21 protein-coding genes are annotated in these 23,807 nt (G+C 49.2%); 4 read left to right on the top strand and 17 right to left on the bottom strand.

What is annotated here, in order from left to right; all coding sequences use genetic code 11:
* Positions 1-57: 57 nt before the first annotated feature.
* The 3 genes from NK662_RS15495 to NK662_RS15485 form a co-directional block, all read right to left on the bottom strand.
* Positions 58-765 (bottom strand): response regulator, encoded by a 708-nt coding sequence (locus NK662_RS15495; protein WP_254759849.1) that lies wholly within the window; start codon positions 763-765, stop codon positions 58-60.
* Positions 762-2,363: a DcuS/MalK family sensor histidine kinase gene (dcuS, locus tag NK662_RS15490; RefSeq protein WP_254759848.1), complete on the bottom strand. Its 1,602-nt coding sequence runs from the start codon at positions 2,361-2,363 to the stop codon at positions 762-764. Before dcuS ends, NK662_RS15495 begins: the two co-directional genes overlap by 4 nt.
* A gap of 104 nt (positions 2,364-2,467) precedes the next feature.
* On the bottom strand, positions 2,468-3,217 hold the full coding sequence (locus NK662_RS15485; RefSeq protein WP_254759847.1) for a sulfite exporter TauE/SafE family protein: 750 nt from the start codon (positions 3,215-3,217) through the stop codon (positions 2,468-2,470).
* A gap of 419 nt (positions 3,218-3,636) precedes the next feature.
* On the opposite strand from NK662_RS15485, the gene NK662_RS15480 reads away from it, so the two are divergent.
* Complete coding sequence (locus NK662_RS15480) at positions 3,637-5,073, top strand: L,D-transpeptidase family protein (protein ID WP_254759846.1); 1,437 nt, start codon at positions 3,637-3,639, stop codon at positions 5,071-5,073.
* On the opposite strand, the gene NK662_RS15475 is transcribed toward NK662_RS15480, so the two are convergent.
* Both NK662_RS15475 and NK662_RS15470 read right to left on the bottom strand, forming a co-directional pair.
* Positions 5,070-5,252, bottom strand: a complete 183-nt coding sequence (locus NK662_RS15475; RefSeq protein WP_254759845.1) for a hypothetical protein — start codon at positions 5,250-5,252, stop codon at positions 5,070-5,072. The genes NK662_RS15480 and NK662_RS15475 overlap by 4 nt on opposite strands.
* A 70-nt stretch (positions 5,253-5,322) precedes the next feature.
* On the bottom strand, positions 5,323-5,919 hold the full coding sequence (locus tag NK662_RS15470; protein WP_254759844.1) for a YdeI/OmpD-associated family protein: 597 nt from the start codon (positions 5,917-5,919) through the stop codon (positions 5,323-5,325).
* A 294-nt stretch (positions 5,920-6,213) separates the two neighbouring features.
* On the opposite strand from NK662_RS15470, the gene NK662_RS15465 reads away from it, so the two are divergent.
* Positions 6,214-6,903, top strand: a complete 690-nt coding sequence (locus tag NK662_RS15465; protein ID WP_254759843.1) for a YczE/YyaS/YitT family protein — start codon at positions 6,214-6,216, stop codon at positions 6,901-6,903.
* Between the two features lie 98 nt (positions 6,904-7,001).
* On the opposite strand, the gene NK662_RS15460 is transcribed toward NK662_RS15465, so the two are convergent.
* The 8 genes from NK662_RS15460 to NK662_RS15425 form a co-directional block, all read right to left on the bottom strand.
* Positions 7,002-10,082 carry an MMPL family transporter gene (locus tag NK662_RS15460; RefSeq protein ID WP_254759842.1) on the bottom strand — a complete coding sequence of 1,027 codons (3,081 nt, stop codon included), beginning with the start codon at positions 10,080-10,082 and terminating at the stop codon, positions 7,002-7,004.
* On the bottom strand, positions 10,079-10,606 hold the full coding sequence (locus NK662_RS15455; protein WP_254759841.1) for a MarR family winged helix-turn-helix transcriptional regulator: 528 nt from the start codon (positions 10,604-10,606) through the stop codon (positions 10,079-10,081). The genes NK662_RS15460 and NK662_RS15455 overlap by 4 nt, the downstream gene beginning before the upstream one ends.
* A 225-nt stretch (positions 10,607-10,831) precedes the next feature.
* Complete coding sequence (locus NK662_RS15450; RefSeq protein ID WP_254759840.1) at positions 10,832-11,986, bottom strand: DUF4317 family protein; 1,155 nt, start codon at positions 11,984-11,986, stop codon at positions 10,832-10,834.
* A gap of 254 nt (positions 11,987-12,240) precedes the next feature.
* Complete coding sequence (locus NK662_RS15445) at positions 12,241-13,224, bottom strand: tRNA dihydrouridine synthase (RefSeq protein ID WP_254759839.1); 984 nt, start codon at positions 13,222-13,224, stop codon at positions 12,241-12,243.
* A 411-nt stretch (positions 13,225-13,635) separates the two neighbouring features.
* Positions 13,636-14,397 carry an HIRAN domain-containing protein gene (locus NK662_RS15440; RefSeq protein ID WP_254759838.1) on the bottom strand — a complete coding sequence of 254 codons (762 nt, stop codon included), beginning with the start codon at positions 14,395-14,397 and terminating at the stop codon, positions 13,636-13,638.
* Positions 14,394-15,302 (bottom strand): HipA domain-containing protein, encoded by a 909-nt coding sequence (locus NK662_RS15435; RefSeq protein WP_254759837.1) that lies wholly within the window; start codon positions 15,300-15,302, stop codon positions 14,394-14,396. The genes NK662_RS15440 and NK662_RS15435 overlap by 4 nt, the downstream gene beginning before the upstream one ends.
* 83 nt (positions 15,303-15,385) lie before the next feature.
* Positions 15,386-16,765 carry a 23S rRNA (uracil(1939)-C(5))-methyltransferase RlmD gene (gene rlmD / locus NK662_RS15430; protein WP_254759836.1) on the bottom strand — a complete coding sequence of 460 codons (1,380 nt, stop codon included), beginning with the start codon at positions 16,763-16,765 and terminating at the stop codon, positions 15,386-15,388.
* 11 nt (positions 16,766-16,776) lie between these two features.
* Positions 16,777-17,628 (bottom strand): DNA-3-methyladenine glycosylase family protein, encoded by an 852-nt coding sequence (locus NK662_RS15425; RefSeq protein WP_254759835.1) that lies wholly within the window; start codon positions 17,626-17,628, stop codon positions 16,777-16,779.
* A 117-nt stretch (positions 17,629-17,745) separates the two neighbouring features.
* On the opposite strand from NK662_RS15425, the gene NK662_RS24355 reads away from it, so the two are divergent.
* Complete coding sequence (locus NK662_RS24355; protein ID WP_438503630.1) at positions 17,746-17,922, top strand: DUF6954 family protein; 177 nt, start codon at positions 17,746-17,748, stop codon at positions 17,920-17,922.
* Between the two features lie 127 nt (positions 17,923-18,049).
* On the opposite strand, the gene NK662_RS15420 is transcribed toward NK662_RS24355, so the two are convergent.
* The 4 genes from NK662_RS15420 to NK662_RS15405 form a co-directional block, all read right to left on the bottom strand.
* A complete protein-coding gene (locus NK662_RS15420; RefSeq protein ID WP_254759834.1) occupies positions 18,050-19,507 on the bottom strand; it encodes an NAD-dependent malic enzyme in 1,458 nt (485 codons plus the stop codon).
* 196 nt (positions 19,508-19,703) lie between these two features.
* On the bottom strand, positions 19,704-20,516 hold the full coding sequence (pdaA, locus tag NK662_RS15415) for a delta-lactam-biosynthetic de-N-acetylase (protein ID WP_497717178.1): 813 nt from the start codon (positions 20,514-20,516) through the stop codon (positions 19,704-19,706).
* Between the two features lie 116 nt (positions 20,517-20,632).
* On the bottom strand, positions 20,633-22,156 hold the full coding sequence (locus tag NK662_RS15410; RefSeq protein ID WP_254759900.1) for a fumarate hydratase: 1,524 nt from the start codon (positions 22,154-22,156) through the stop codon (positions 20,633-20,635).
* 186 nt (positions 22,157-22,342) lie between these two features.
* The gene (locus NK662_RS15405) at positions 22,343-22,525 is read right to left on the bottom strand and encodes an SE1561 family protein (RefSeq protein ID WP_254759832.1); all 183 of its coding nucleotides are present in this window, start codon (positions 22,523-22,525) and stop codon (positions 22,343-22,345) included.
* Between the two features lie 125 nt (positions 22,526-22,650).
* Here NK662_RS15405 and yfkAB point away from each other — a divergent pair, with 125 nt between their 5' ends.
* On the top strand, positions 22,651-23,778 hold the full coding sequence (gene yfkAB / locus NK662_RS15400; protein WP_254759831.1) for a radical SAM/CxCxxxxC motif protein YfkAB: 1,128 nt from the start codon (positions 22,651-22,653) through the stop codon (positions 23,776-23,778).
* The last annotated feature ends 29 nt before the right edge of the window (positions 23,779-23,807 follow it).

The following is a 23,807-nucleotide window of genomic DNA, read 5'->3' as shown; positions in this document are numbered from 1 at the left end:
ATGAAAGTTTAATAACTCTTTTTGTAAATAAAAAAAGTAAGCGGTTTCGAAAACTGCTTACAAAAAGTTTTTTATCAGATGCTCTTTAAATGCATTGTATTCATGCTGGTACACAGGCCGCCCGACTGTTCCGTAGATTACCTTCACATCCAGGATGCCGATGTCCTTCAGAAAGTTTAAATACTTTCTCACCGAGACTCTGGATATCCCGACAAGCTGCGCCACATCATCTGTAGAGAACGGCCCCGCCTTCAGCTTCTGCACTGCATCCCACACCTGCTTCAGCGTATCCTTCGTCAGCCCTTTGGGGAGATCCTCCACAACCGCAGCTTCGTCCCGGTGCAGCAGGTAATTGTCCAGCTCCTGCTGGCTTACCGCTTCCTGCTTGTCCGCAAACCGGGCCTGCTCCTGATAGCCCGCAAGAGCGGCATGGAACCGTTCAAATTCAAAGGGCTTAATTAAGTAATCCACCACCCCGTAACGCAACGCCTTCTTAATCCGCTCCAGGTCCGATGCTGCCGAAATCATAATCACATCCACTTCCAGCTCATGCTTCCGAAGATAGGTTAACAGCTCCAGCCCCTGCTTGCCCGGCATAAAGATATCGAGAAGAATCAGCTGGATTTCCTCCTCCCCGAGTACCCGGATGGCTTCATCGACTGAGCTGGCCGTTGCAGCCAAACGGAACCCTTCAAGCTTTGAAAGGTACCGTTTATTAATCTCCGCCACCATTGGGTCATCTTCAACAATGAGAACACTGATCATGCTCCTTCCCCCTCCGCTTGATAAGGTATATACACGGCAAAATTTGTTCCTTTTCCCGGTTTGGACGAGAGAATCATATCTCCTTCCAGCCGTTCCATTGCCTGGGCCACAAGATATAAGCCGATGCCCCGGCCGTCTCCTTTTGTGGAAAAGCCTTTATCCAGTATTTTATTCTGAATGTCTTCCGTCATCCCCACACCGGTGTCTCTCACCTCAATCGTCAAAATGTCCTCCGCGTAATCCAGCTTGAGCTCCACCTTTTTCACTGGACTGTCCACAATTGCCTCCATGGCATTATGAATGAGATTTCCAATAATCGTAATCAGCTCATGGGTAATTTCCGGATTTGCAGGCTTGGGAAGCGCATTGGAGCAAGCAAAGGACAGAGAAGCTCCCGATTCCCTGGCAAAGCTGAGCTTGCCAATCAGAAACCCGGCCAGCACCGGGTCCTCCACCTTCTTTGTCACAAAGCCCATCTCCGTCTCTCTATGGTTCACTGTCTCATTCACATATCGCGCAAGTGTTTCGTATTGCTCAGTGCGGACAAGCCCTAGAATGACATGCAGCTTATTCATGAATTCATGAGCCTGGGCACGCAACGCATCCGCATAATTGCGTACACCTGTGAGCTGTTCAGCCAATAGCTGCACCTCTGTCTTATCCCGGAATGTGGCAATGGCGCCGACCGGCTGCTGATTCACAACGACCGGCACCCTGTTTACCAAGATGGTGACCCCATGCAGATTCTGCTCCTGATCCAGTTCAGTTTGGCCGGACTGTAGAATGCGGGTCAGGCGTGTATCCGGCAAATAGTCCTCTATCTTCAGCCCCATCGGATCCCCCTTGAGACCGGCTTTTTGAAACAGCTTGCGGGCCGCCCTGTTGACAAGCGTGATTTTCCCTTCCTGGTCAATGGCGATAATGCCCTCGCGCACAGACTGCAGCATAGAGCTCCGTTCCTCAAGCAATCTGGCAATGGCGAACGGCTCGAGCCCCAACAGAATTTTTTTAATGTATCGGGCCAGGCCGACTGCCCCGGTAATGCCGATGAGGATTCCGATGAACGTCCCGATCACCATTCCCATCCGGCCCTTGTGCACAGCCTTCGTTACATTTTCAAGCGAAATCCCGACAGCAACTGCGCCGACTTGCTTGCCCTGCGCATCCTTAATGGGCGCAAAGGCCCGCATGGAGAGACCGAGCGTACCCTTTGAGACTGATACATACTCCTTCCCTTGCAGAACAGGCCCTTCATCCCCTCCCTGAAAGTGCTGTCCCACCTTACCGGGGTCCGGATGGGACAGGCGGATTCCCTTCATGTCCATAACAACCACAAAATTCACATGCGTGGCAGCTTGGATTTGGTCCGCAAAGCGTTGCACTTCTGCCGGATTTGCCTCCCCTCCCAGCGTCCGGATGACCAGCGGGCTCAGCGAAACCATCCTGGCAATATCAAGCGCTTTTTCCTTCTGTGTTTCCTCCACACTGGAGGTAATCCTCTTGCTGATCAGCAAATCGGTAATGCCCAATGACAAAGCGACAACAAGACAGACGAATAGAATAATGCCGGCTTGTAAACTGAATCTGCCCTTCTTCATGCTTCCCTCCAGATCATTTGCTTCCTTATAGTATGAATAAGATCGGTCTATTACATAATAAGAGACCGCAAGCTCCACAAGGGAACTGCAGCCTCCATATTGAATCATTGTATGAGCAAGATAGCCCCCGCCATTAACGGGGTCAGCACCATGGCGCCTTTTAGAATAGGCAGCGGCACATTGTTCGTGAATTTTGCTCCGATATAAGAGCCAATCATGGTTCCAGCCAGCACTTGAACCAGCAGCAGGACACTGAAGTAGCCTTCAAAATAATAGCCGGTCCCACCGGCTAAAGCGATCGGCAGGATGACAAGCATCGTTGTGCCGACTGACTGCTGCACCGAAAGACCCAGCACAACCATCAGCCCAAGCTGGATGAACGGTGCCGATCCGATTCCGAACGTGCCGGACAAAAAACCGGTTACCGCACCGACAAGAGCCGCCCGCCAAATGAGGCTGCCCGCTGCCAAGGCCTCCTTCTGATCCTCCTTCAGCCTGCTTATAAGGAACAGACGGATGACAAGCATGACCGCTGACAGAAACAGCATGCCCGCCGTCAGCCAATGAAGCGAACCAACCGGAATTCCTCCGGCAACCTTTGAACCAAGATACGATGTAATGGCCCCGAAGATACCGACAATCATGCCCGACCGCACATCTATATTTCCCTGCCGGTAATGGCTGAACGCCCCTGACAGGGTTGTGAACACCATCGCCGCAAGCGAAGTACCCAATGCTGTATGAATTGGGACGCCATACACAACAGTTAAAATCGCAATAATGAAGCCGGATCCCCCTGCGCCAATGAACCCAAGCAGCAGCCCCATCGCAAACATCGTAAGTGTGATACCCAAAACAATCCCCCCAAGCACACTCTTCTCGCCAGCCAAAGCCGTCCATGTTCTATTATAATAGCAGAAGCCCATAAGACATTTTTTGTAATTAAAAAAAGTGCCCCGCAAAAAAATGACATTTTCAGACCACATTTCTTTACAAAAACATTTCATTTTGGTTACAATTTCTCATATAAGTGTTAAAATTTAATTTACTTATGAAGCAGTTGCCTGTAATGTATGTAAGTGAAGTTTTGTTTTTCATCTTATTAAAATTCAATATAGGAATTTCCATACAAAATTTCATTGATATACAAATAACGACAAAATTTACAACTTATAATCTAGTAAAATAGTTACTAGTCATTTAAGTATTCAGGTAAAATAATGAGAGCTAAAACAGACTATAGTCAGCTATAAGGTATGCAGGGGGAATATCGATGGAAAATGCAATGAATGAATTGGAAGTAGGAAGACGGCAGACCCACGCGCCCAAACGCTCTTGGAGCTGGAAGATTGCCGCACCTGTGGTTGTCAGCGCTGCTATAGTAGCGGCAGTCGGCTATTATCAGGCTACCCATTTTAATAAAAACGTGAAAATCAATGATACAAGCGTCGGCGGCCTGACTGCTGAAGAAGCGCTCAGCAAGCTGAAATCATCCGTGCTGAAAAATGAAGTCTATATTGGGAAAAATCGCGTCATTGATGAAAAGGATACCAAAATGGCCTTTGCGGACAAGGATTTGTCTGAAGTCCAAAAGCTGTTGAAAAGCCAACAAACCTTCTTCCCTTCTTCAAAGGAAGTAAGGTATTCCTTGCTGCCGGGCGAATTAGATCAATACCGGAGCCAAACGCTGAAGAAGCAGGTGGAAGAAAAGCTCCTGGCCATGAATAAGGAGCTGAAGGCGCCGCAGGATGCGCAGGCAGTTCTCGAGAAGGGTACAATCAAGGTTGTAAAAAGTGTGGACGGACAGCAATATGACGTTGCCAGCCTGCTGAAGGACTACGAGAAGCAGGAATATAATAGTGAAGTTCATCTCAATCCGGCATATACACAGCCAATCAAGGAAGACAGCCAGGTTGTGAAGGACGAGAAGAATAAGCTGGAGGCGCTTCTGCAGCAATCCACTGAGTATAAGGTGCAGGACAAGGTGTATTCCCTAAAAGCAAGTGACCTGATCCAAAACGCTTCTGTGGCGAAGGACATGAAACTTACGATTGATACAGCGCTGATCAAAAACAAAATTGCGGAGATCAACAGCGCACAGGCTACATTGAACAAGCCGTTCACCTTCAAGACCCACGCAGGCGCCACGATTTCCGTACAAGGAGAAGGCTATGGCTGGGCGCTCAACAGGGAAAGGGAAGCAGCGCAGATTGCGGATGCCTTTGAAAAGGGAACCAAATCTCTTGCGGCCGCCAACATTTCCGGGAATGGCTGGGAAGGCGAGGGCTACGGCTACAACACGACTGCGAACAACGGCATCGGTGACACGTATGCCGAAGTTTCCATCCAAGAGCAGCGCATTTGGCTGTACCGCAACGGCCAGCTTGTGTTCACCACACCTGTTGTAACAGGACGGCATAACACAGCGGAAGACACATCACCGGGTGTTTGGTACATCCTGTACAAGCGGACTCCTGCCACCCTGAAGGGCACCTCGGTAGGCCACGGCGGAAGCTACTCGGTGAAAGTCGATTACTGGGCGCCGTTCACCAACAGCGGACAGGGCTTCCACGATGCGAGCTGGCGCACCAACTGGGCAAGCAACGCCTACCTGACTGCCGGCTCCGGCGGCTGCGTCAACGTTCCTCCGAGCGTTGCGAAAACCGTGTATGATAACCTCACTACACATCAGCCGGTGGTTGTATATTAAAAATAAAAGAAGGAAGTCGTCATGGCTTCCTTCTTTTTCTTTGTGCTGTAAGTCGCATGGGAGCCCAACTGCCAAAACCTGCAGGCAGCTGTTCCCTCTATGCTATAGCTCTGCTTTACAAGCTGCAGAAGCGCTTGGCCGGACGGTATGGAATATGTAACAGGAAAAAATGACACCATTCCCACCTTCCTTGTCATAGCGTGGAATACCCTGATAGTACAGGGTTCACTTGCCTGTTGTAAGACTCATTCATGTATACGAATCCTTTAATCCCTTTCCTTCGAGAATATTCCCTATGCATTTTTCAATCCTCGATTTGCGGGTTTTCGATTGCTTGGGTGCAGAAAAATGAAGAATATATGCCCTTTGCCGTCCCGGAGTCAATGCTTCGAAAGCAGGCTGCAAGTCCGGCATTTCAGCAAATGTATTTTGGAGTTCTTCAGGAATTACGAATTCTGCGTGCTCCTTCAGCTTCACTTCCAAACCTGCTTTTTCAGCTTCCACAGCCTCAGCAATATAGGATTTCAGAACACTTTCCATTTCAATTATTTCTTGTACATGCGTGAACCGAATCTGGCGCGCCGCCTGTACATTCTCCGTTTGTCGGACCAGAATCCCATGGGCATCCTGTAATAAAGCACCTTTATGAAACAGAAGTGCACAATACTCTTTAAATCCATGTATTAACACAATGTTCTTGTTCTCAAGCGTGTAGCAAGGATGCATCCACTTCCATTCTTCCGTTAACCCACAGCCAAGAACGACCTCCCTCAGCTTCTCATACTCATCTCTCCATTTACCAGTTCTGCTTACAAATTCGTCTACCTTAGGATTTCTATTCTCCATAATTCAAGCCACCCCGATCAAATGCTTCCTGCCACTTTTTCATTTCACTTAACTATTCATACTATGTCATCATTTATGATGTATCAACATAAATTTATTGAATATTCAAAGATAAAGTTGTCTAGGAAAGAAGGCTTGTAAACCGTGGATGTACGGCACCCTTTTCATGCTTTAACACATATATCTTAGAAATACCCATTAAGCATATTCTGATATAAGGCATAAGTATTTGTTATAAACGAAAGGGACAGCTAGAATAAATAACACAAGAGGAAAAGGCTGGAGGAAAGAAGAGTGAAACAGCTAAAAAGAATGCTTCTATTATCGATATTGGTGATGATCGTCGGGATTGGTGCAGCTTTCACATTAAAAGTGTCCATTGGTGTTGGGGCGTGGGATGCAGTATCACAATCTATCTTTTATTTATCTGGAATTAAAGTAGGGACCCTCGGCATGATGTTAAATAGTGCTTGTATAGTAGGCCAGTGGGTCATCCTGAGAAAGGATTTTCATCTCCGCTACCTCTTACAAGTACCTGTGACCCTTCTCATTGGTGTTGTTGTCAATTTCATTTTGTATGATGTTTTGGGCGCTGTTGTCATTGATGGTTATATGATGAAACTGACATTATTCCTTGCTGCCCTGACAGTACTGTCTTTTGCAATAGCAGCCATGATGGTACTGGACATTGTAACGTTCCCATTGGAAGCATTTTGTATGGCATTGGCCGGAAAAACAAAATGGAGATTTATTGCAGTAAGACAATCAGCTGACATTTCATGCATTCTTATCGCAGTTCTGCTTACATTTGGACTCTCGCTGCCGCTGACATTAAGGGAAGGAACCATAATTGGAATGCTGTTGTTTGCCCCATTACTGGGGTACTTTATGAAGAAGGTTCAACCGATTTTACAAAGGTTTGGACTTCTAGATGCAGAAGCAGAAAAAATAGACGCAGATAAGAATTCAATAAAAGCCGTTTAAATTAACACAGAAAAAGCCGACTCACATTCCTGTAAAATGGAAAGTGAATCGGCTTTTCATGTAATTCCAGCAGCAATCCGTGCTGGCTAACTCCTTACTTACATTGCCTTTTCCTCTAAATTAAACTCATCCTTCTCTTTTCCACCAGATCCTTTTTTCAACGCATCCGGAAGGGCAATCATCGCCGGCAAGAAAATAGGAAGCAGTATGAAGCAAAGCACGATGAGTCCTGTAATGACAGCTATGGCCAACTCAGATAAAAGTACGAGTCCGGAAGGCATGAGCGTGGCAAAGGTGCCTCCAAGGATAATGACAGCTGAAATGATGACACCGCCGGTATGCTTTGAAGCCAGCACAATGGCCTCTTTCGACGACAAATGCGGATACTCCTTAAAGCGCATCATCAGGAATATGCTGTAGTCCACTCCCAAAGCGACAATAATAATAAAGGAGAAAAATGGAACGAAGGACGAAATCCCTGCAAATCCCTGTAAATCTATGAACATATAGTTGATGGCGAACATCGCTGCATAGTACGCGCCCACAAGGGATGCCGTGATGAACACTGGTATCCAGAAGGATCGGATGACAAAGAACAGCACCAGCAAGACGCCCGCGATGACAATAGCCGTTGTTTTCTTCAAATCCCGGCTCAATATGTTATTCGTATCATTTGTCATGGCGCTTGGTCCGGATGTACCAAACTTGGCACCTGATAAATCTGTGCCTTTCACCACATTGGCAACAGCTGCATTCATTTGATCAATTGTCTTTAGAGCTTCCTCAGAATACGGGTCGGCTTTTAGAACAACGAGGAGCTTTGTAATCTTTCTATCCTTGGACATAAAGGAGTCCATTGCCTTCTTAAAGTCCTTGTCAGCTAATGCTTCCGCTGGCATAAAGAACGTTTTGCTTGTTTTATATTGCGTCAGGAAGCCGTTTGTTTGCTGAATGCCATCAGAAATTTGCGTTAACCCGCCATTGACATCCGCCAGCTTCTGGCCGAAGATACTGAATCCGCCGAGGCCGTCCGCCAGCTGCTGCTGGCCCGCCTTCATTTGGCCGAGCCCGTCATTGACACGGTTCATATTCGTCACAATAGTGCCAATTCCATCAGATGCCTGACCAAGCCCCTCTTCCAGCTTCTTTAAGCCGGCTGCCATTTGGGACAGACCGCTGCTCATGCTTGTCAGATTCTTATTTGCCTCAGCAAAGCCGGCAGTCACTGTATTATAATTCTTATCCAGTTGCTGTATTCCTTCAGGTGTAATCTGGCTCAACGATGAGGACAACTGATTGATGGTCTGCTTCAATGCCTGATAGTTCGGGTCGCTGGCAGCATTTGCATAGCTGCCGCCTAAAGCATCCACCATCCATTGCATCTGCGAAAGCGCACTTTTCACACCAAGAAGAGCCTGTGCAGCCGCTTGATAGTGGTTGCCCATCTCCGCATAGCCGGCCTGCATGTTCCCATAGCGATCAGCCAGCAGGGCTACTCCGCTGCTCATCTTTGTAAGGTTTGTTTCAATCGCAGCCATTCCGCTGCTGATTGTCTGCGTATTGCTTGAACCGTTTATACCGGCCTGGATTTTCTCTAATCCATCCGTTAAAGCAGTCATGCCTTCCTGGAGCTTAGCAGTGCCATCAACCATCTGGCCGACCTTGGAAAAGTCTGCTGATGCCAGCTTATCCTGCGCCAGCTTTAATCCATCATTGATTTGATCAACGCCACTTTGTGTCTTGGAAAGACCATCCGTAACCGATCCCACCTGATTGTCAACGTAAAAGCCCTCAACCTGCTTGCCCTGAGGCTGTGTGATGGAGGAAACCTGCTTTACTCCCTCAATCGACTTCAGCCTCTCCGTTACAGCATCAATGACCGCAAGTGATTCGTTATGATCAAGTGCTTTGCTGCTCTCAATCACGACAGTGGCAGGCATGGCTTGCCCTTTGCCGAAGTGCTTCGCAATGATATGAAAGCCTTGCGTAGAAGAGTACTTGTCTCCAAGCTCACCAATTGTATCGAAGTTGAGCTTCTCCTGATGAAAATACATAGTTGGCCCGATGATCAGCAGAATCACAACCACGGACAGAAGCGGACGCTTGATGGCGAAGGAGGAGGTGATGGCCCAAAACTTATTCTCCCCATGGCCGCCGGCGTTCTTGGAAGGCCAAAACAGCTTTTTGCCCAAAACCTTCATCATAAACGGCGTCAGCGTTACAATTTGAAGCAACAGTACCGTTACACCAATCGCAACCACAACACCGGATTTATAAATTGGAGACTCGGCAAACACAAGCGCCAAGAAAGCAATAAATACAGTGAGTATACTGTAAGCAATTGTCTTGCCCGCCGTTTTATAGGTGCTTACAATTGCTTGATCGACCGAGTGGCCAAGGGACAGCTCCTCCCTGAACCGGTTGAACAGCAGGATGTTATAATCGGTTCCAATCCCGAAAAGGATCAGCACCAACAGCATTTGGGTCAAACTGGTAAGCGGAAACCCGGCTTTGTCGATTAATTGAGCGGCAATTCCCATGGAAACAAGATAGGAAAAGGCTACAGCCACCAGGGATACCAATGGCGTTACGACGGACCGGAATGCGATGACCAGCACGGCCAAAATAAAGATGACCGTCAATGCCGCACTCTTTTCCACTCCCGTTAAAGATGCCTTCAGATAATCATTATTGATGAAGTCTTCCCCGCTCAGATAGTATTCCACCGGCACTTTGCTGAGCTTGCTTTCAAAATCCTTCTTGATGTCATCTACTTCTCTTCCCTTTTTATCAAGCTTCAAGCTCACCATAAGGGTCGTGCCGTCTTTGGACACTAAAGAGCTCTTCGCATCCGGCATACCAAAAGGATCAATCATATCTGTAATTCCCAGCTCTTTGCCGCTGTCACGGATTGTCTCTACGGCATCGCCGATTTTGTCCATTTCAGCTTGCGAAATCTTATTTTTATCATAGAAAACGATCAGATTATTCGTACCCTTAGAAGCATCCATCTTCTTCAAAATACCATCTGCGATGACGGAGTTGCTGTCGCTGCTCGCTCCCTGCTGCCCCTTGTCCCGCAGTATGGCATTAATGTCGGGCTGAATGACCGTAAGCACGATCATAATCACCAGCCAGATTGCGGCTATAGCCCAACGGCCTTTTATAATTGCTCTCACCTTGTATCCTCCCCGCTACTTTTCATCTCTGATTTGTTGTCTCCCTGGAAGTACAGAACATGAAAGAATTCATAGAATTCCATGCCTTCTTCCTCCATTTTCCGTTTCGCAGCTGTTACCAGCAGCTGCATTCCCTTCTCTACAATCTCCTGTTCATCTTGTTTTAGAAGATTCATTATACCTGCCAATGACCGCGTGCTGATTTCTGAGATGTTCTCATTTATATCTCCGGCAAGCTCAGCAGACAGGGAAATCGCAACAGAGCGTTTGTCCCCAGGATTAGGAGCCTTCACCAGAAGGCCTTTTGCCGTCAGCCGTTCTACGATATCTGAAACGGTGCTTTGGGTCATTCTCAGGTTTTGAGACAACTGCTTAATGCTGATGGCTTGATGGGCAAACACTTCTCCTATTACTCTTGCTTGCGGAATGGTGACCCCCTGCTCCTCAGCATGCTTCTGCAGGCTTTTCATCATATAGCTTTGCAGAAAATCAATAGATTCCCGAATAAAAGCCGCTCTTTCCAATCTTCCCCCGCCTCTCTAACACATCGGATACGATACATCGCATACGATACATTTTATAGGCGCCTGTCTCATTCGTCAATTCGAATATGTTTATGCGGTGAAATAAAGATAATACAATGACACAACCACGTATTCCATGCACAAAAAAAGAAGCCGCAGCCGATGAACTGCGACTGTGGCTTTCTATTGACACCTATATGATATAGACCTTACCAGGAAGCCGCCTTAGAACTGCTCCGGCTGCAGCTTCACGCCATCCACGGTAATGTCTTCTTCCACTTCAAGAATGAGGCAGCGCTTGCCATTCAAGATGACATACCGCATGGTGTGCATGTCTTGCGGAGACAGAGACACCTGGGCCGTTCCGGTGTTGATTCGCACACTCTTGCTTGTATAGTTTGGAACCACACTTGTTGCCTTCAGCTGGTGGTCCTCGGTGTAGAATGCTTCTTGGAATGCCAGCTCCACCCTTGAGGTGTCTTCAATGCCGCTTGCCTGCAAAATGCGGGCCACATCCTGCTGGTCCAGCACCGGAGGCTCTTCTTCCTCTTCATGCTCCTCAATGACCCGCTGTACTTCCTTGTAGACCTGGGCCAATACCTCTGTACTGACAGCATCTCCTGCCACCCGGCTCAGAATATGCTCAAAGCCCTCTTTATCCTCTCCTGCGGTAATCACATTCTCACAATGCAGCACATGCTGAATAAAGGCTTCATCCGGCTGGTTTGCCTTTTCTGCCATGTACAGAACGTGATTCACATCCCGTGCATTGTCAGTGAAGCATGGGAACAGGAAGCCTGTCAGCGGGGCCGCCAGATTAATAATGGCATCTACGACAACATTGGACTTAAACTCCCGCTCGATGTAGTCAAAGAGCAGCGCTTTTTTGGGCATGTCCGTCCGATTGACGCTGCAAAGGATGAAGGAGTTGGCATAGATCTGGTTGCTTTCATGCTCCTCATCCTCCCCCTTCTTTTTGACGGGCTTGCGATACTCGCCCCGGATGAAGGTCACAACCGCATCCATGGTATACTGCTGCTCACGGAACATCTTCTCCACAAGGCTTGCCATGCCATCCTCCCATGTGTCGCTGTCAGCTTCCAGTCCGTTGTACAGGATATATTGGGCCGCATCCTCTGCACCGTGCTGAAATTTGAGCTGAAAAAGCTTCGCATCCAGCTGTCCGGTCAAAACCTTCTTGAAGCCGCCAAGCAGCAGCTCCTGCTGTTCCTGCTCCAGCATTTCAAACGCCCGCCGCTCCTGATGGAAGACCTCCCCGCTTTCTTTCTGGATGTAGAACTGCAAAATCTCTCGAATGCGCAGGCTGTCATTGTCGCGCTTGAGCTGTTTGCGGAAGTCCGCAATGTCTTTTTTGTTCATTGAATTATCACTCCTGTAAGGTTGGAAAAGAGTCTATATCTCTATCACTTTTTCCTCATTGTACCATTTGAAAGAGATGCTGTGTTGCATAAGACCCAATTGGCGGACAGTTGATTGTAACGTCAAAAGACTAACACCAGATGAAAGCTAAAGAAAAGCCTGTCCGCTCCCTCTGCAAAGGGAGAGTGAACAGGCTGTTCCGCAAAACTGCATTCATCGTTTCTTATTCCATGGCAGCTGAAAGGAGGAAATTTCTACTGCTCCCCCACTCCATCCAGGTTCTTGGATAGAAAGCTGTCGAGCAATGTACGAACTTCATCTGTTGATCTTGTGTTCATCAATTGATTTCGTAATTCACTTGCTCCCCGGAAGCCTTTGACATAGATCTTGAAAAAGCGCTGAAGAGCTGTGAACGGACGCCGTATTACATCTGAATACGTATCATGCAAATCCAGGTGCAGCCGTAGGAGATCAAGCAATTCCTCACTGCTGTGTTCCCGCTGCTCTTTTTCAAAGGCAAATGGATTATGGAAAATACCGCGCCCGATCATAACACCATCCACACCGTACTGTTCAACAAGCTTCAAGCCTGATTGACGGTCAAGAATATCCCCATTAATCGTCAGGAGTGTATGGGGCGCCACTTGGTCACGAAGCTTCTTAATCTCCGGAATAAGCTCCCAATGGGCATCCACTTTGCTCATTTCATCTCGGGTACGCAGGTGAATGGAAAGATTCGCAATGTCTTGCTTCAATATGTGTGCCAGCCAGTCCTGCCATTCGTCTATCTCACTAAAGCCAAGCCTTGTTTTAACACTTACGGGCAAGCCTCCTGCCTTTGCTGCTTGGACCAGCTCCGCTGCCACATCCGGCCGCCGGATCAGGCCGCTTCCCTTCCCATGCTGCGCCACATTCGGCACAGGACAGCCCATATTGATATCCAAGCCACGAAACCCGAGCTCGGCCATCCCAATACTCATTTGCCGGAAGTATTCAGGCTTGTCTCCCCATATATGGGCTACAATAGGCTGTTCATCCTCCGTAAAAACTAAGCGCCCGCGTACGCTTTGTATTCCCTGTGGGTGGCAATAGCTTTCACTGTTTGTAAACTCTGTAAAAAACACATCGGGTTTCGCTGCGTGACTCACCACATGGCGAAATACAACATCTGTCACATCTTCCATTGGTGCCAGTATAAAAAAGGGCCGTGGTAAATCAAGCCAGAAATTATCTTTCATCTTTAAGTTCAAATCCTTTCGTTATGCTATTACTGAGCCCTCATTTTATTAAAAACCTGTCTTCTACCTCTCTTACAACCATATGATATTATACCTTTTATTCCTTTTATAATCATTGTGCATGTTTTAAAGTGGACACTTTTGATACGGAAGACCAACTGAGCTTACAAAATAGGCTTTGCACTCCTATATACTCCCTTAACGAGTAGCAATATTGCTTTAAGATTAAATACTAAGTCCGACATTGTTTCGATTGATTACAGCCAATGGTGCTTGTCACGATATGCACCAGGGAAATTGCGCATGCCATAATGAAAAATGCCAAAATGATTTTACCTTAGGCCTTGATACACGGAAAAAAGCAACAGGCTCTCTTGCCCCTGCTGCTCCATAAGAAGATGTTTAACTTTTTCACTCACAAACAGCCTGATACAGTTCTTCTGGTACCATCGAGAAATTCTGCTTTATTGAATCTGCAATGTCCTCTGTCAAGTATCCATCAACAAGAATACTCATACGCAGCTTTGGAATACTTTCAGTATCAATTCTGCCAATCTGCAGCTTATAAGGACAATGGTGCTCTAAAATTTTTGTTAAGAACTCACTATAATAAGCCGGAACGTACCCCAGAAGACTTTCTTCCTCCGTAAGTACTTGAATAGCAAAGGGATCTTGCTGGTTATCCGGTTCTGGCTTCAGCGAAACCAGGGATTGTTCAGTCAAGCAGTGCAAGAGTGCTTCACCTTGATAATAGCGCCAGCCGGCTACAAAGAAGTCAAAGCCAAATCGATTTTCACTCGTAAAAATAGGCGACACAAACTCATAAGAGTCAGTAGCAAGGCGGCCTCCTGTTGCCCGCAGCAAGTCCATATCCGTATAGTCTGCCGGTAACCCATGCCGCTTTAATAGATGTTTAAAATCAGGACGGCTTTTGCTTGGCAGTCTTCTTGAAAAGGCACTAAACAGAAAAGGTGAGTAGTAGGCCCTTTTCATATCAGGGAATGCCAAATGAGGCCGATAGCCATCACATAAAGCGGCCTGCAGACCGCGATGAACTTTTTGCTTTTCATACTCGAAATAGTATCCTGTTTCATCATGATACAGGTTTCCTACATGATAATTTTGTCTGCTTTTAGCATTTTGCCAAATAAGCCATAGTACGCACTTTTTCATGCCTGTCCTCCTTTATACCAGTCTTTTAGCCAATTTATGCGATGTCTTATCAATTTCATGACCCATTCTTTATAGGGAGGTGCCATGATTTCTTCAGATATATCCATACATATGTTACATATATCTTCTAATTGAAGCCTGCTCAGCCTGTCAATTTCAAGTTTGACTTCATCCGGATAGCGGTCCTTCAGAGCGTCCAACAATAATTTTAGTTTTGGCTTCCTTTTGCCATTAGTTTCAATGATAGACTTGGCTCGGTTCGTAAAACCATGAAATTGCGTTTCATTCTGCAGGTATTGTTGCAGTTTGGCTTCAGGAACATTGAATCCCAATGAAGCACCATTGTCATAGATGGGAGCCAGCCGTACACCTTCTTTACTCTGGATGATGCCCCAGTTTTCACAATGTCGATCTTGGTTTGCGATGATTGCATCAAACATGCAAATTTTGATAAATTCCTTTTGTAAGCCGAAAGGCTCTAGAGAAAGGACAATGTTATCCAGCGTATAACCGTCTAAGCTGTGAGGGTTGAACTCCTCTACAACAACTGATAACAAGTCCCCTCCCTCATAGAACTCCTCTTTTCCATGGTCTACAAAATTTTGGAGTAGTATACCTATTTTATCATGATAGCGCACAATCTCTGTTTCCATTGTAGACAGCCCCAGCAGCTTACCTATCTCAGCGGCAACCTTCTCTGCCCATATTTCCCCGATAACAGATTTAGGTAGCTTGAATAAGAAACGCCGCTTGGTCTCAGGACAAATCATCCAGTGCTTCTCCCTCGTCCCAGAAGCAGATTTTTCATAATCAACTTCCCAATGTGAGATATCCCTAATTCCCATGTATGTTTCAGCATCCCCTTTAAAAAGAAAAACAGGGAGAAATATTCCCTGTTTTGTCACGTTCAAGCTGTCATGATTCAATTATATATGAATTCGAAAAATAGCGTAAGACCCATTTTTGATTGGGCATCTCGCTGTGTTGTCTATTGCTTTATTAATAGCGCCACATTTTCAATATGCGCCGTATGCGGAAACATATCCACCGGCTGCACGTATTCCACCTTGTACTTCTTCTCCAGCTTCGCAATATCCTTCGCCAGGGTCGACGGATTGCAGGATACATACACAACCTTCTTCGGCTGCACCTGCAGGATGGTCTCCAGCAGCTTGTCATCGCAGCCCGTGCGCGGCGGATCAACTACAACAAGATCCGGGCGCCAGCCTTCTTTGACCCACTTCGGCAGCCACTGCTCGGCCTTGCCGGTTACGTAGAGCGTGTTGTCATAGCCGTGCTGCTTCGCGTTCTTCTTGGCATTCTCGATTGACTCCGCAATAATGTCCATCCCGCGGATTTCCGCTGCGCCGTCCGCCAGCCACAGCCCGATGGTGCCGGAGCCGCAGTAGGCGTCGACGACTTTTTCCTTGCCCGTAAGTGCTGCCGCGTTCTTCACTTCATCATACAGCTTGACTGTCTGTGTCGGGTTCAGCTGGAAGAAGGCACGCGCAGACAGCTCAAATGTCAGGCTGCCCATCGTTTCTTGGATGACTTCTTTCCCTGCCAAGCGGAAGGTTTCCTCGCCAAAAATGAGGGAGGTTTTCTGACCGTTCACGTTTTGCATAATAGATTTCACCTGCGGCAGAGCGGTTGTCAGCTGCTTGATGAGCTGCTCCTTGCGCGGGATTTCCTTTTTCGCCGTGATGAGAACGAGCTGAATTTCTCCTGTTTGCACCGCAACCCGCGTTACGATGGTGCGGATGAGGCCTGTTTGCTTCCGTTCGTTATAGACAGGAATGTCAAGCCGCTCCAAGACGCGCTTTACTTTTTCTGTCACTTCGTTCGTTGCCTTATGCTGAATGAGGCAGCCGGAGATGTCGATGAGCTCGTGGGAGTTCATCCCGTACAAACCGGCGACAATCCGCTGCTTCTGCAGGCCGACCTGGAGCTGGCTTTTATTGCGATAATGCCATGGATCCTCCATGCCGATTGTCGGACGAAGGTCGAGCTTGTCCATTGGTATGTTTGTATAGCGTTCGAATGCTTGTGCGACAACATCCCGCTTTTGGTTGAGCTGCTCGTCATAGGACAGGTGCTGGAGCTGGCAGCCGCCGCATTGCTCATACACCGGGCATGGCGGGGCCACGCGGTGCGGAGAGGCTTTGCGGATGCGTTTTACCTTTGCTTCGGCAAAGCCCCGCTGCAGCTTCGTCACCTCGGCAACCACCTCTTCACCCGGCAATGCGCCAGGGATAAAGACCACCTGCCGCTTGAAGTAGCCGACACCCTCGCCGTTAATGCCGAGGCGCTTGATTGTCACCGGGAAGGTCTGTCCCGGCTGCAGCTTGCTTTCTTGCTCTGTCTTCATCTATTCCACTCCTACTCAATGCTTCGCCACAGGTACAGGGAAGCGTAACTGCCATATGGGTTATACTCTTCTTGTAGTTTTGCCAAAAATGCCTGATCAGGCTTCTGCTCGAGGCCAAATAATTGCTGGACCGCGCGTTGGATGCCGATATCCGCCTTCGGGAACAGGTTCGGGCGGCCCAGGGCGAACATGAGGAAATTCTCCACTGTCCACGGACCGATGCCCCGCAGCGGCAGCAGCCGCTTCGCCACTTCCTCGTCCGATAGGTGGCGCAGCTCCTCCAGATCCAGCTTGCCGCTCACGATGTGCTGCGCCAGTCCAGTCAGGTATTCCGCTTTCCGCTGGCTGAACTGCAGCTCCCGCAATTCTTCTATCGGGATAGCCGCCGTACGCTCCGGCGTCGGGCCGAACCACACGCCTTCCTGTTCAAAGCCGTATTGTTTCACAAAGCGATCGGTAAGCGTGAAGGCGAATTTGAGGTTGAGCTGCTGGTGGATGATGCAGCGGGTCAGGCAGTCGAAATAGTCAAATTCCAGCACAAGCGGCGTATGGGCAAAGCGCTCAAACAACGGCTGCAGGGACGTAGCGGCAAAGTGGCGGTGAACCTCCGCCATCTCTGTGCTCCAGCCAAAAATCTCGCTGACCCGCTCCCGGACATTTTCTGACGCCGAAACAAGGAACTGTGGTGCTTCAAATGTACCAGTCCCCTGTACGGTTGCCACAACCGGTCTGCCGTCCTGCCAGACAGGCACCTTGATCGTATTTGTCGCTATGTCTGCGGCATTGAGCGGATTCAACGCCAACCGCTGCAGGACTTGTTCAAAATTATATGGCCGATCCAGTGTGACCGTTTCCCTCCACATCGCAATCCCCATCCTTTTTTACATATAACCTTCATTATAAGGCATACATACAACCATGAACAAGCAGACAGCGCCTGCATATAAAGGAGTAAGGACATAGGAAAGGAAAGTTGTACCGTGAATTTGATTTGGAGGATTTTCTTTACTGCTGCTTACTTGTTGATTACCATCTTTGGTTTGGGGCCGGTTTTGCTGGCGGATGGCTCACACACAGAGCGTTGGTTGGCACTTTTGATTACTTTGGGGCTCTATGCCGTTACAACTGCGGGCCTGAGGTATGTACTATATCGATAAAATCTCAAAAGTGTAAGATAAATCGAGAAAAGTGTAGGATAAATTCCAAAAAGTGTAAGATAAGTCGAGAGAAGTGTAAGATAAAACTTTCTCACGCAAAAAGGGAGCCCCGCGGCTCCCTCTCCTCTTACATCGTAATCGCAGCTTCCTCCGCGCCTGCTTCACGCTTGGCCTCGCCGCGCTTCCGGCGGGCCACGCCTGTTTCGTAGGCAGCCTGGATGACCGCTTCGCGAACGCGTTCCACCACCTTGCTGTTGAAGACGCTCGGAATAATGTAGGTTTCGCTGAGCTCATCCTCCTCGATAATGGAGGCAATGGCTTTGGCGGCAGCAATTTTCATCGCTTCGTTGATCTCCGTCGCACGGCAGTCCAGTGCGGCACGGAATACGCCCGGGAAGCAAAGCACGTTGTTGATTTGGTTCGGGTAATCGGAACGCCCTGTCGCCATGACGCGCACATGCGGCTCTGCCGCTTCCGGCGCAATTTCCGGCACCGGGTTCGCCATCGCAAACACAATCGGGTCCTTCGCCATTCTTTTCACATCCTCCACCTTCAGAATGTTCGGCGCAGATACGCCAATGAACACATCTGCTCCTGCAATGACATCGGACAGGCTGCCGGTCAGATTATCCGGGTTGGTCATCGCCGCGAACATAGTCCAGCTGTCATTCTCATAGTGCTCGGAGCGGTTGATGGCACCGTAGCGGTCCACACCGACAAGATTGCGGACACCGGCAGCTGTTAGAATCTTGGCACAGGCAATCCCCGCGGCGCCGATTCCTGTTAACACTACCTTGATATCCTCAATCTTTTTGCCGGTAATCTTCAAGGCATTCAGCAGCGCCGCCAGGATGACAACGGCTGTGCCATGCTGGTCATCGTGGAATACCGGAATATCGAGCTCCTCCTTCAAGCGCTGTTCAATTTCAAAGCAGCGCGGCGCGGAGATATCCTCCAGGTTGATGCCGCCAAAGGTTGGCGCAATCGCTTTCACGATCGCAATGATTTCTTCCGTATCCTTTGTATCCAGACAGAGCGGGAAGGCATCCACGCCGGCCAGCTGCTTAAAGAGCATCGCTTTTCCTTCCATAACCGGCATCGCCGCATGCGGGCCGATATCGCCAAGGCCGAGAACGGCTGTGCCGTCAGAGATGATGGCAACGGTGTTGCGCTTGATGGTCAGAGAATATGCCTTGCTTTGCTCCTCGGCGATTGCCGTACAAACGCGGGCCACACCGGGTGTATACACACGGGACAGGTCGTCCCGGTTTTTGATCGGAATTTTCGGCTGTGTTTCAATTTTGCCGCCGAGGTGCATGAGGAAGGTTTGGTCAGAAACGAATACGACCTTCACTCCTTCAATTTTTTCAATGGCCTGCTTCATAAGCTCCGCATGATTTTGGTCATATACGTTTACGGTGATGTCACGGGTGGTGCTCGTCTTGCTCGAGGAGATGACATCAATGCCGACAATATCACCGCCTGTGCCGCCAATGGTCGCTGCGATGGCGCCGAACGAGCCGAGCTCCTTATCAATTTGCAAACGCATGATGACATTCATATTCGTGTTGCTGGGAATCGCCATTTGCTGTACCTCCACATGGTTGCCCTGTTATATGGGGCTCCTTATTAACATGAATCAAAAAGCCGACCTTAATCCTATATTAGAATAAGGTCAGCCCTATTGTATCAGAAAACAGATGACTGCGCGGACATTATTTCCCACAAAGTTTACGAGTGACCATACACAAAAAGCCGCCGGGCTATAGCCCGTGCAGCTTTCAGTAATTGACCTCCGGACCGAACTTTTCGGCGACGAGATCATCGAGGCTTTTGAATTCATAGCCGCGCTTGCGCAGGTCATCAATGGCCTGGCTCAGTGCGCCGGCGTTATCGCTGGAGATGGAGTGAAGCAGCATGACAGCGCCGGGATGCGCCAGTTTCATCATATTGTCATATGCGTATTGCCAGCCCCGTTGCTGGTCCACCTTCCAATCCACGAAGGCAAGCGACCAGAACACATTGTAGTAGCCCATCTCACGGGAAATGGCGAGGGTGCGCTCGCTGAAAATGCCGCGCGGCGGACGCAGATACTTCAGGTCCCTCTGGCCGGTCAGCTGCTTGACCTCCTCTTCCACAAGCTGCAGCTCCTTTTTGAAACGAATATCACTGACTGTGGTGAGGTCAGGGTGGTGCCAGGAATGGTTGCCGATAATATGGCCTTCCCGTACCATCCGCTTCACAAGCTCCGGCTGCTCCTTTAAAAACTGGCCGGTCAGGAAGAAGGTGGCCGGCACATTCTTTTGCTTCAGCACATCGAGAATTTTTGGCGTGTAGCCATTCTCGTAGCCGTTATCGAAGGTCAGATACAAATACTTTTTGTCCGGATTTCCCATGAAAAACCCGTCGTACTTCGTCACCAGATCCGTAAACTCCTTGCCCGCATCCGGCTGCTGCTCATTCTTGCTGCGCGTGATGCCCCAATGGTTGGCCACATTGGCATAAGAAAAGGCGTCAAGCGGACAAATAAGCACGAGGAGCATTGCCAGCAGTACAATAACACGGCTTCTTCCCATAATGAATCCCCTTTCCATACTTTCTCGTACTTGTATTGTCTGCTTCGCCGACCCTTTTATAATGTGTATTGTTTTCCAGTGGCAGCAGGAGAACAAGCAAAAGAGCCTGCCCGCAGGCAAGCTCTCCATTATGCTTATTTAAATACCGGCTCCTTGAAGGAAGCAAGCTTTTCCAGAGACGTCTGATCCACCCCTGCATGCAGGCTGTTGCCGTGGGAGTCCATGGTCACAACGGCCTTGAAGCCTTCCACGCGCAGGTGCCACATCGCTTCCGGAATGCCGAACTCCATGAAGTCCACGCCTTCCACATTCTTGATGCACTCTGCATAGTACTGTGCCGCGCCGCCGATGGCATTCAGGTACACGCCGCCGTGCTCCTGCAGGGCTGCCAGCGTTTTGGCGCCCATGCCGCCCTTTCCGATGACCGCACGCAGGCCGAACTTCTTCATAATGTCGCCTTGGTAAGGCTCCTCACGAATGCTTGTTGTCGGGCCGGCAGCTTTTATTTCCCACTTATTGCCATTCTTCACGACAACCGGACCGCAATGGTAGATGATTTGTCCATTCAAATCCACCGGGCAGTCATGGTCGGACAGATGCTTATGGATGGCATCACGGCCGGTGTACATCATGCCGTTGATGGTTACGACGTCGCCGACGCGCAGTTCACGGATCTGTTCCTCCGTAATCGGTGCCTGCAGCACCACCTCGCGCACTTCTTCTACAGCAGCAGCCGCTTCAGCCCGCTGGAGTGTATCTTCCCCTTCCTGGTACAGCCATTCCTGAATGGCGCCAGTCTCGGGATTAAGAGTTACGCCAAGACGGCGGTATGCCCAGCAGTTATAAGCAACGGACACGAAAAAGCTTGCAGGCAGACGGTTGTAGACGCCGATTTTGCAGCCGAGCAGCGTGGTTTCGCCGCCAAAGCCCATTGTGCCGATGCCGAGCTTATTGGCATTCTCGAGAATATACTCTTCCATTTGCTTCAGCTCTGGAATCGGGTTCGCATCATCAAGAGAACGGAACAGCTGCTCCTTTGCCAGCTCGTAGCCGGAGGTGCGGTCGCCGCCGATGCCGACGCCAATGACGCCGGCGCTGCAGCCTTGTCCCTGCGCCTGATATACCGCATGCAGCAGGCACTTGCGGATGCCATCAAGGTCGCGGCCGGCGCGGCCCAGGCCTTCCAGCTCGCATGGCAGGCTGTACTGGATGTTTTTATTCTCGCAGCCGCCGCCCTTCAGGATGAGGCGCGCATCAATATAATCCTTTTCCCATTGTTCGAACTTGATAACCGGCGTTCCCGGCCCCAGATTGTTGCCGCTGTTTTTGCCGAACAAGGAATCAACTGAGTTGGAACGCAGCTTGCCGTCCTTTGTAGCCTGATCCACCGCTTCATAAATGGCTTGCTTAATGACAAGCTGGTTCACGCCGATTGGTGTTTTGATCTTAAATGTCGGCATCCCTGTATCTTGGCAAATTGGCGAGATTTTTTCATCTGCCATTCTAATGTTGTTTGTAATTGTATCCAATGCCATCGCTGAGCGTGTCCCCGCACTCTCAGTCTCCTTGGCGCGCTGAATGGCACGACGCACGTCCTTTGGCAGGCGTGTAGACGTTTCCACAATCAGCTTGTACATGCTTTCCCGCAAGTTCTCCATCATTATTCCCCCCTGAATGTGAACGCTCCCGTCTTTCAGAAAGCCCTTAACAATTCGATTATACTCCTGAATGCATATAAAACTGAAGAGATTTCTCTGAATTGTCCGGCTGGGGCGAAAGGCCGATACGGCAAAAAGGAGCGGTGCCAAAAGTCTGCCTGATGGCGGACTTTTGGACCACTCCTTCTACTCGCGTGTTTTGAACTGCTCGCACTTCTGCTCCAACTCGTCCAGCATCTCCAGCAGACGGTCGATGTCCTCCACCTCTACATCCTCCGGCTCGATGGACTCGATGACCTCCGCGAACATATTCAGGCGCTGCTTCAAATAAGATAGTTGTGAATCTTTGTCATATACAGGACTTCCCATTGCTACCGCTCCTTTTCCTTGTCTCAAACAAGCTGCTTTCTTAATTTTTCGCCAAAACCAGAACTGCTCTTTTCCTATGATAAGATAGGACTGTTTCCTATTTCAAGCTAAAGGAGTGACTGCCCATGAGCATATCACAAATACTGCCGCCCATCACCCCTTCCCATGATCCATGGGAAGCCTATATGGACGTGGAAGAGTATGGGAAGCTGACGCTGACCAATATTGAATTTACGACAACCACTCTCTGTAATATGAGATGCGAGCACTGTGCGGTTGGATACACACTGCAGCCGAAGGACCCGGATGCGCTGCCGCTGGACCTGCTGCTGCGCCGGCTGGAGGAAGTGCCCCATCTGCGCTCGATGAGCATCACCGGCGGCGAGCCGATGCTGTCCAAGCAATCTGTGGAGCAATACGTGATCCCTCTTCTTCAGTATGCCCGCGAACGCGGCGTCCGCACACAAATCAACTCCAATTTAACCTTGGACTTAGCCCGCTACGAGCAAATCATTCCGTACTTGGATGTGCTGCATATTTCCCATAACTGGGGGACAATTGAAGACTTTGTCGAGGGTGGCTTTGCCATGATGGAGAGAAAGCCTACATACGAACAGCGGGAGCGCCTGTTCCAGCGCATGCTGGATAACAGCAAGGCCTTAACACGGGCAGGTGTGCTGGTGTCCGCGGAAACCATGCTGAACAAGCGGACCTTGCCGCATATCGCCCATATCCACCGCCAAATTGTCGAGGAGATGGGCTGCCAAAGGCATGAGGTGCACCCTATGTATCCAAGCGATTGGGGATCCAGCCTGGAGCTCCTGACGAAGGACGAAATTCGCGAAGCCATTTCCCATTTGCTGGACATCCGTGATGAAAAGGTGTGGATGCTGTTCGGCACGCTGCCGTTCTATGCCTGCAGCAGCGATGAGCGTGACCTGGCCCTTCTCCGAAAGCTGCACGGCAGCAAGCATGTGACGGTCCGGAATGATCCGGACGGCCGGTCTCGCCTGAACGTCAATATTTTCAACGGCAGCATCATTGTCACGGACTTCGGCGATGAGCCCATGCTTGGAAATATTCAAACGGACACCCTGCAATCCGCTTATGAAAAGTGGATGGGAAGCGGCACAGCCAAGCAGCTGAACTGCCATTGCCCGGCCGTCAAATGTCTCGGGCCGAATGTCCTGGTGAAAAACAGCTATTATCCAGGTACAGACTTTACCACAAAACAAGCGCAAATTTCCTTCTGACTGAACAGGCGCCGGCACCATGTGCCGAC

Origin of the sequence: Ectobacillus ponti (assembly GCF_024294785.1) — a bacterium.
Taxonomy (GTDB): Bacteria; Bacillota; Bacilli; order Bacillales; family Bacillaceae_G; genus Ectobacillus; species Ectobacillus ponti.
Note: the sequence above shows the minus strand (reverse complement) of the source record. Positions and strands in the feature narration are given on the sequence as shown.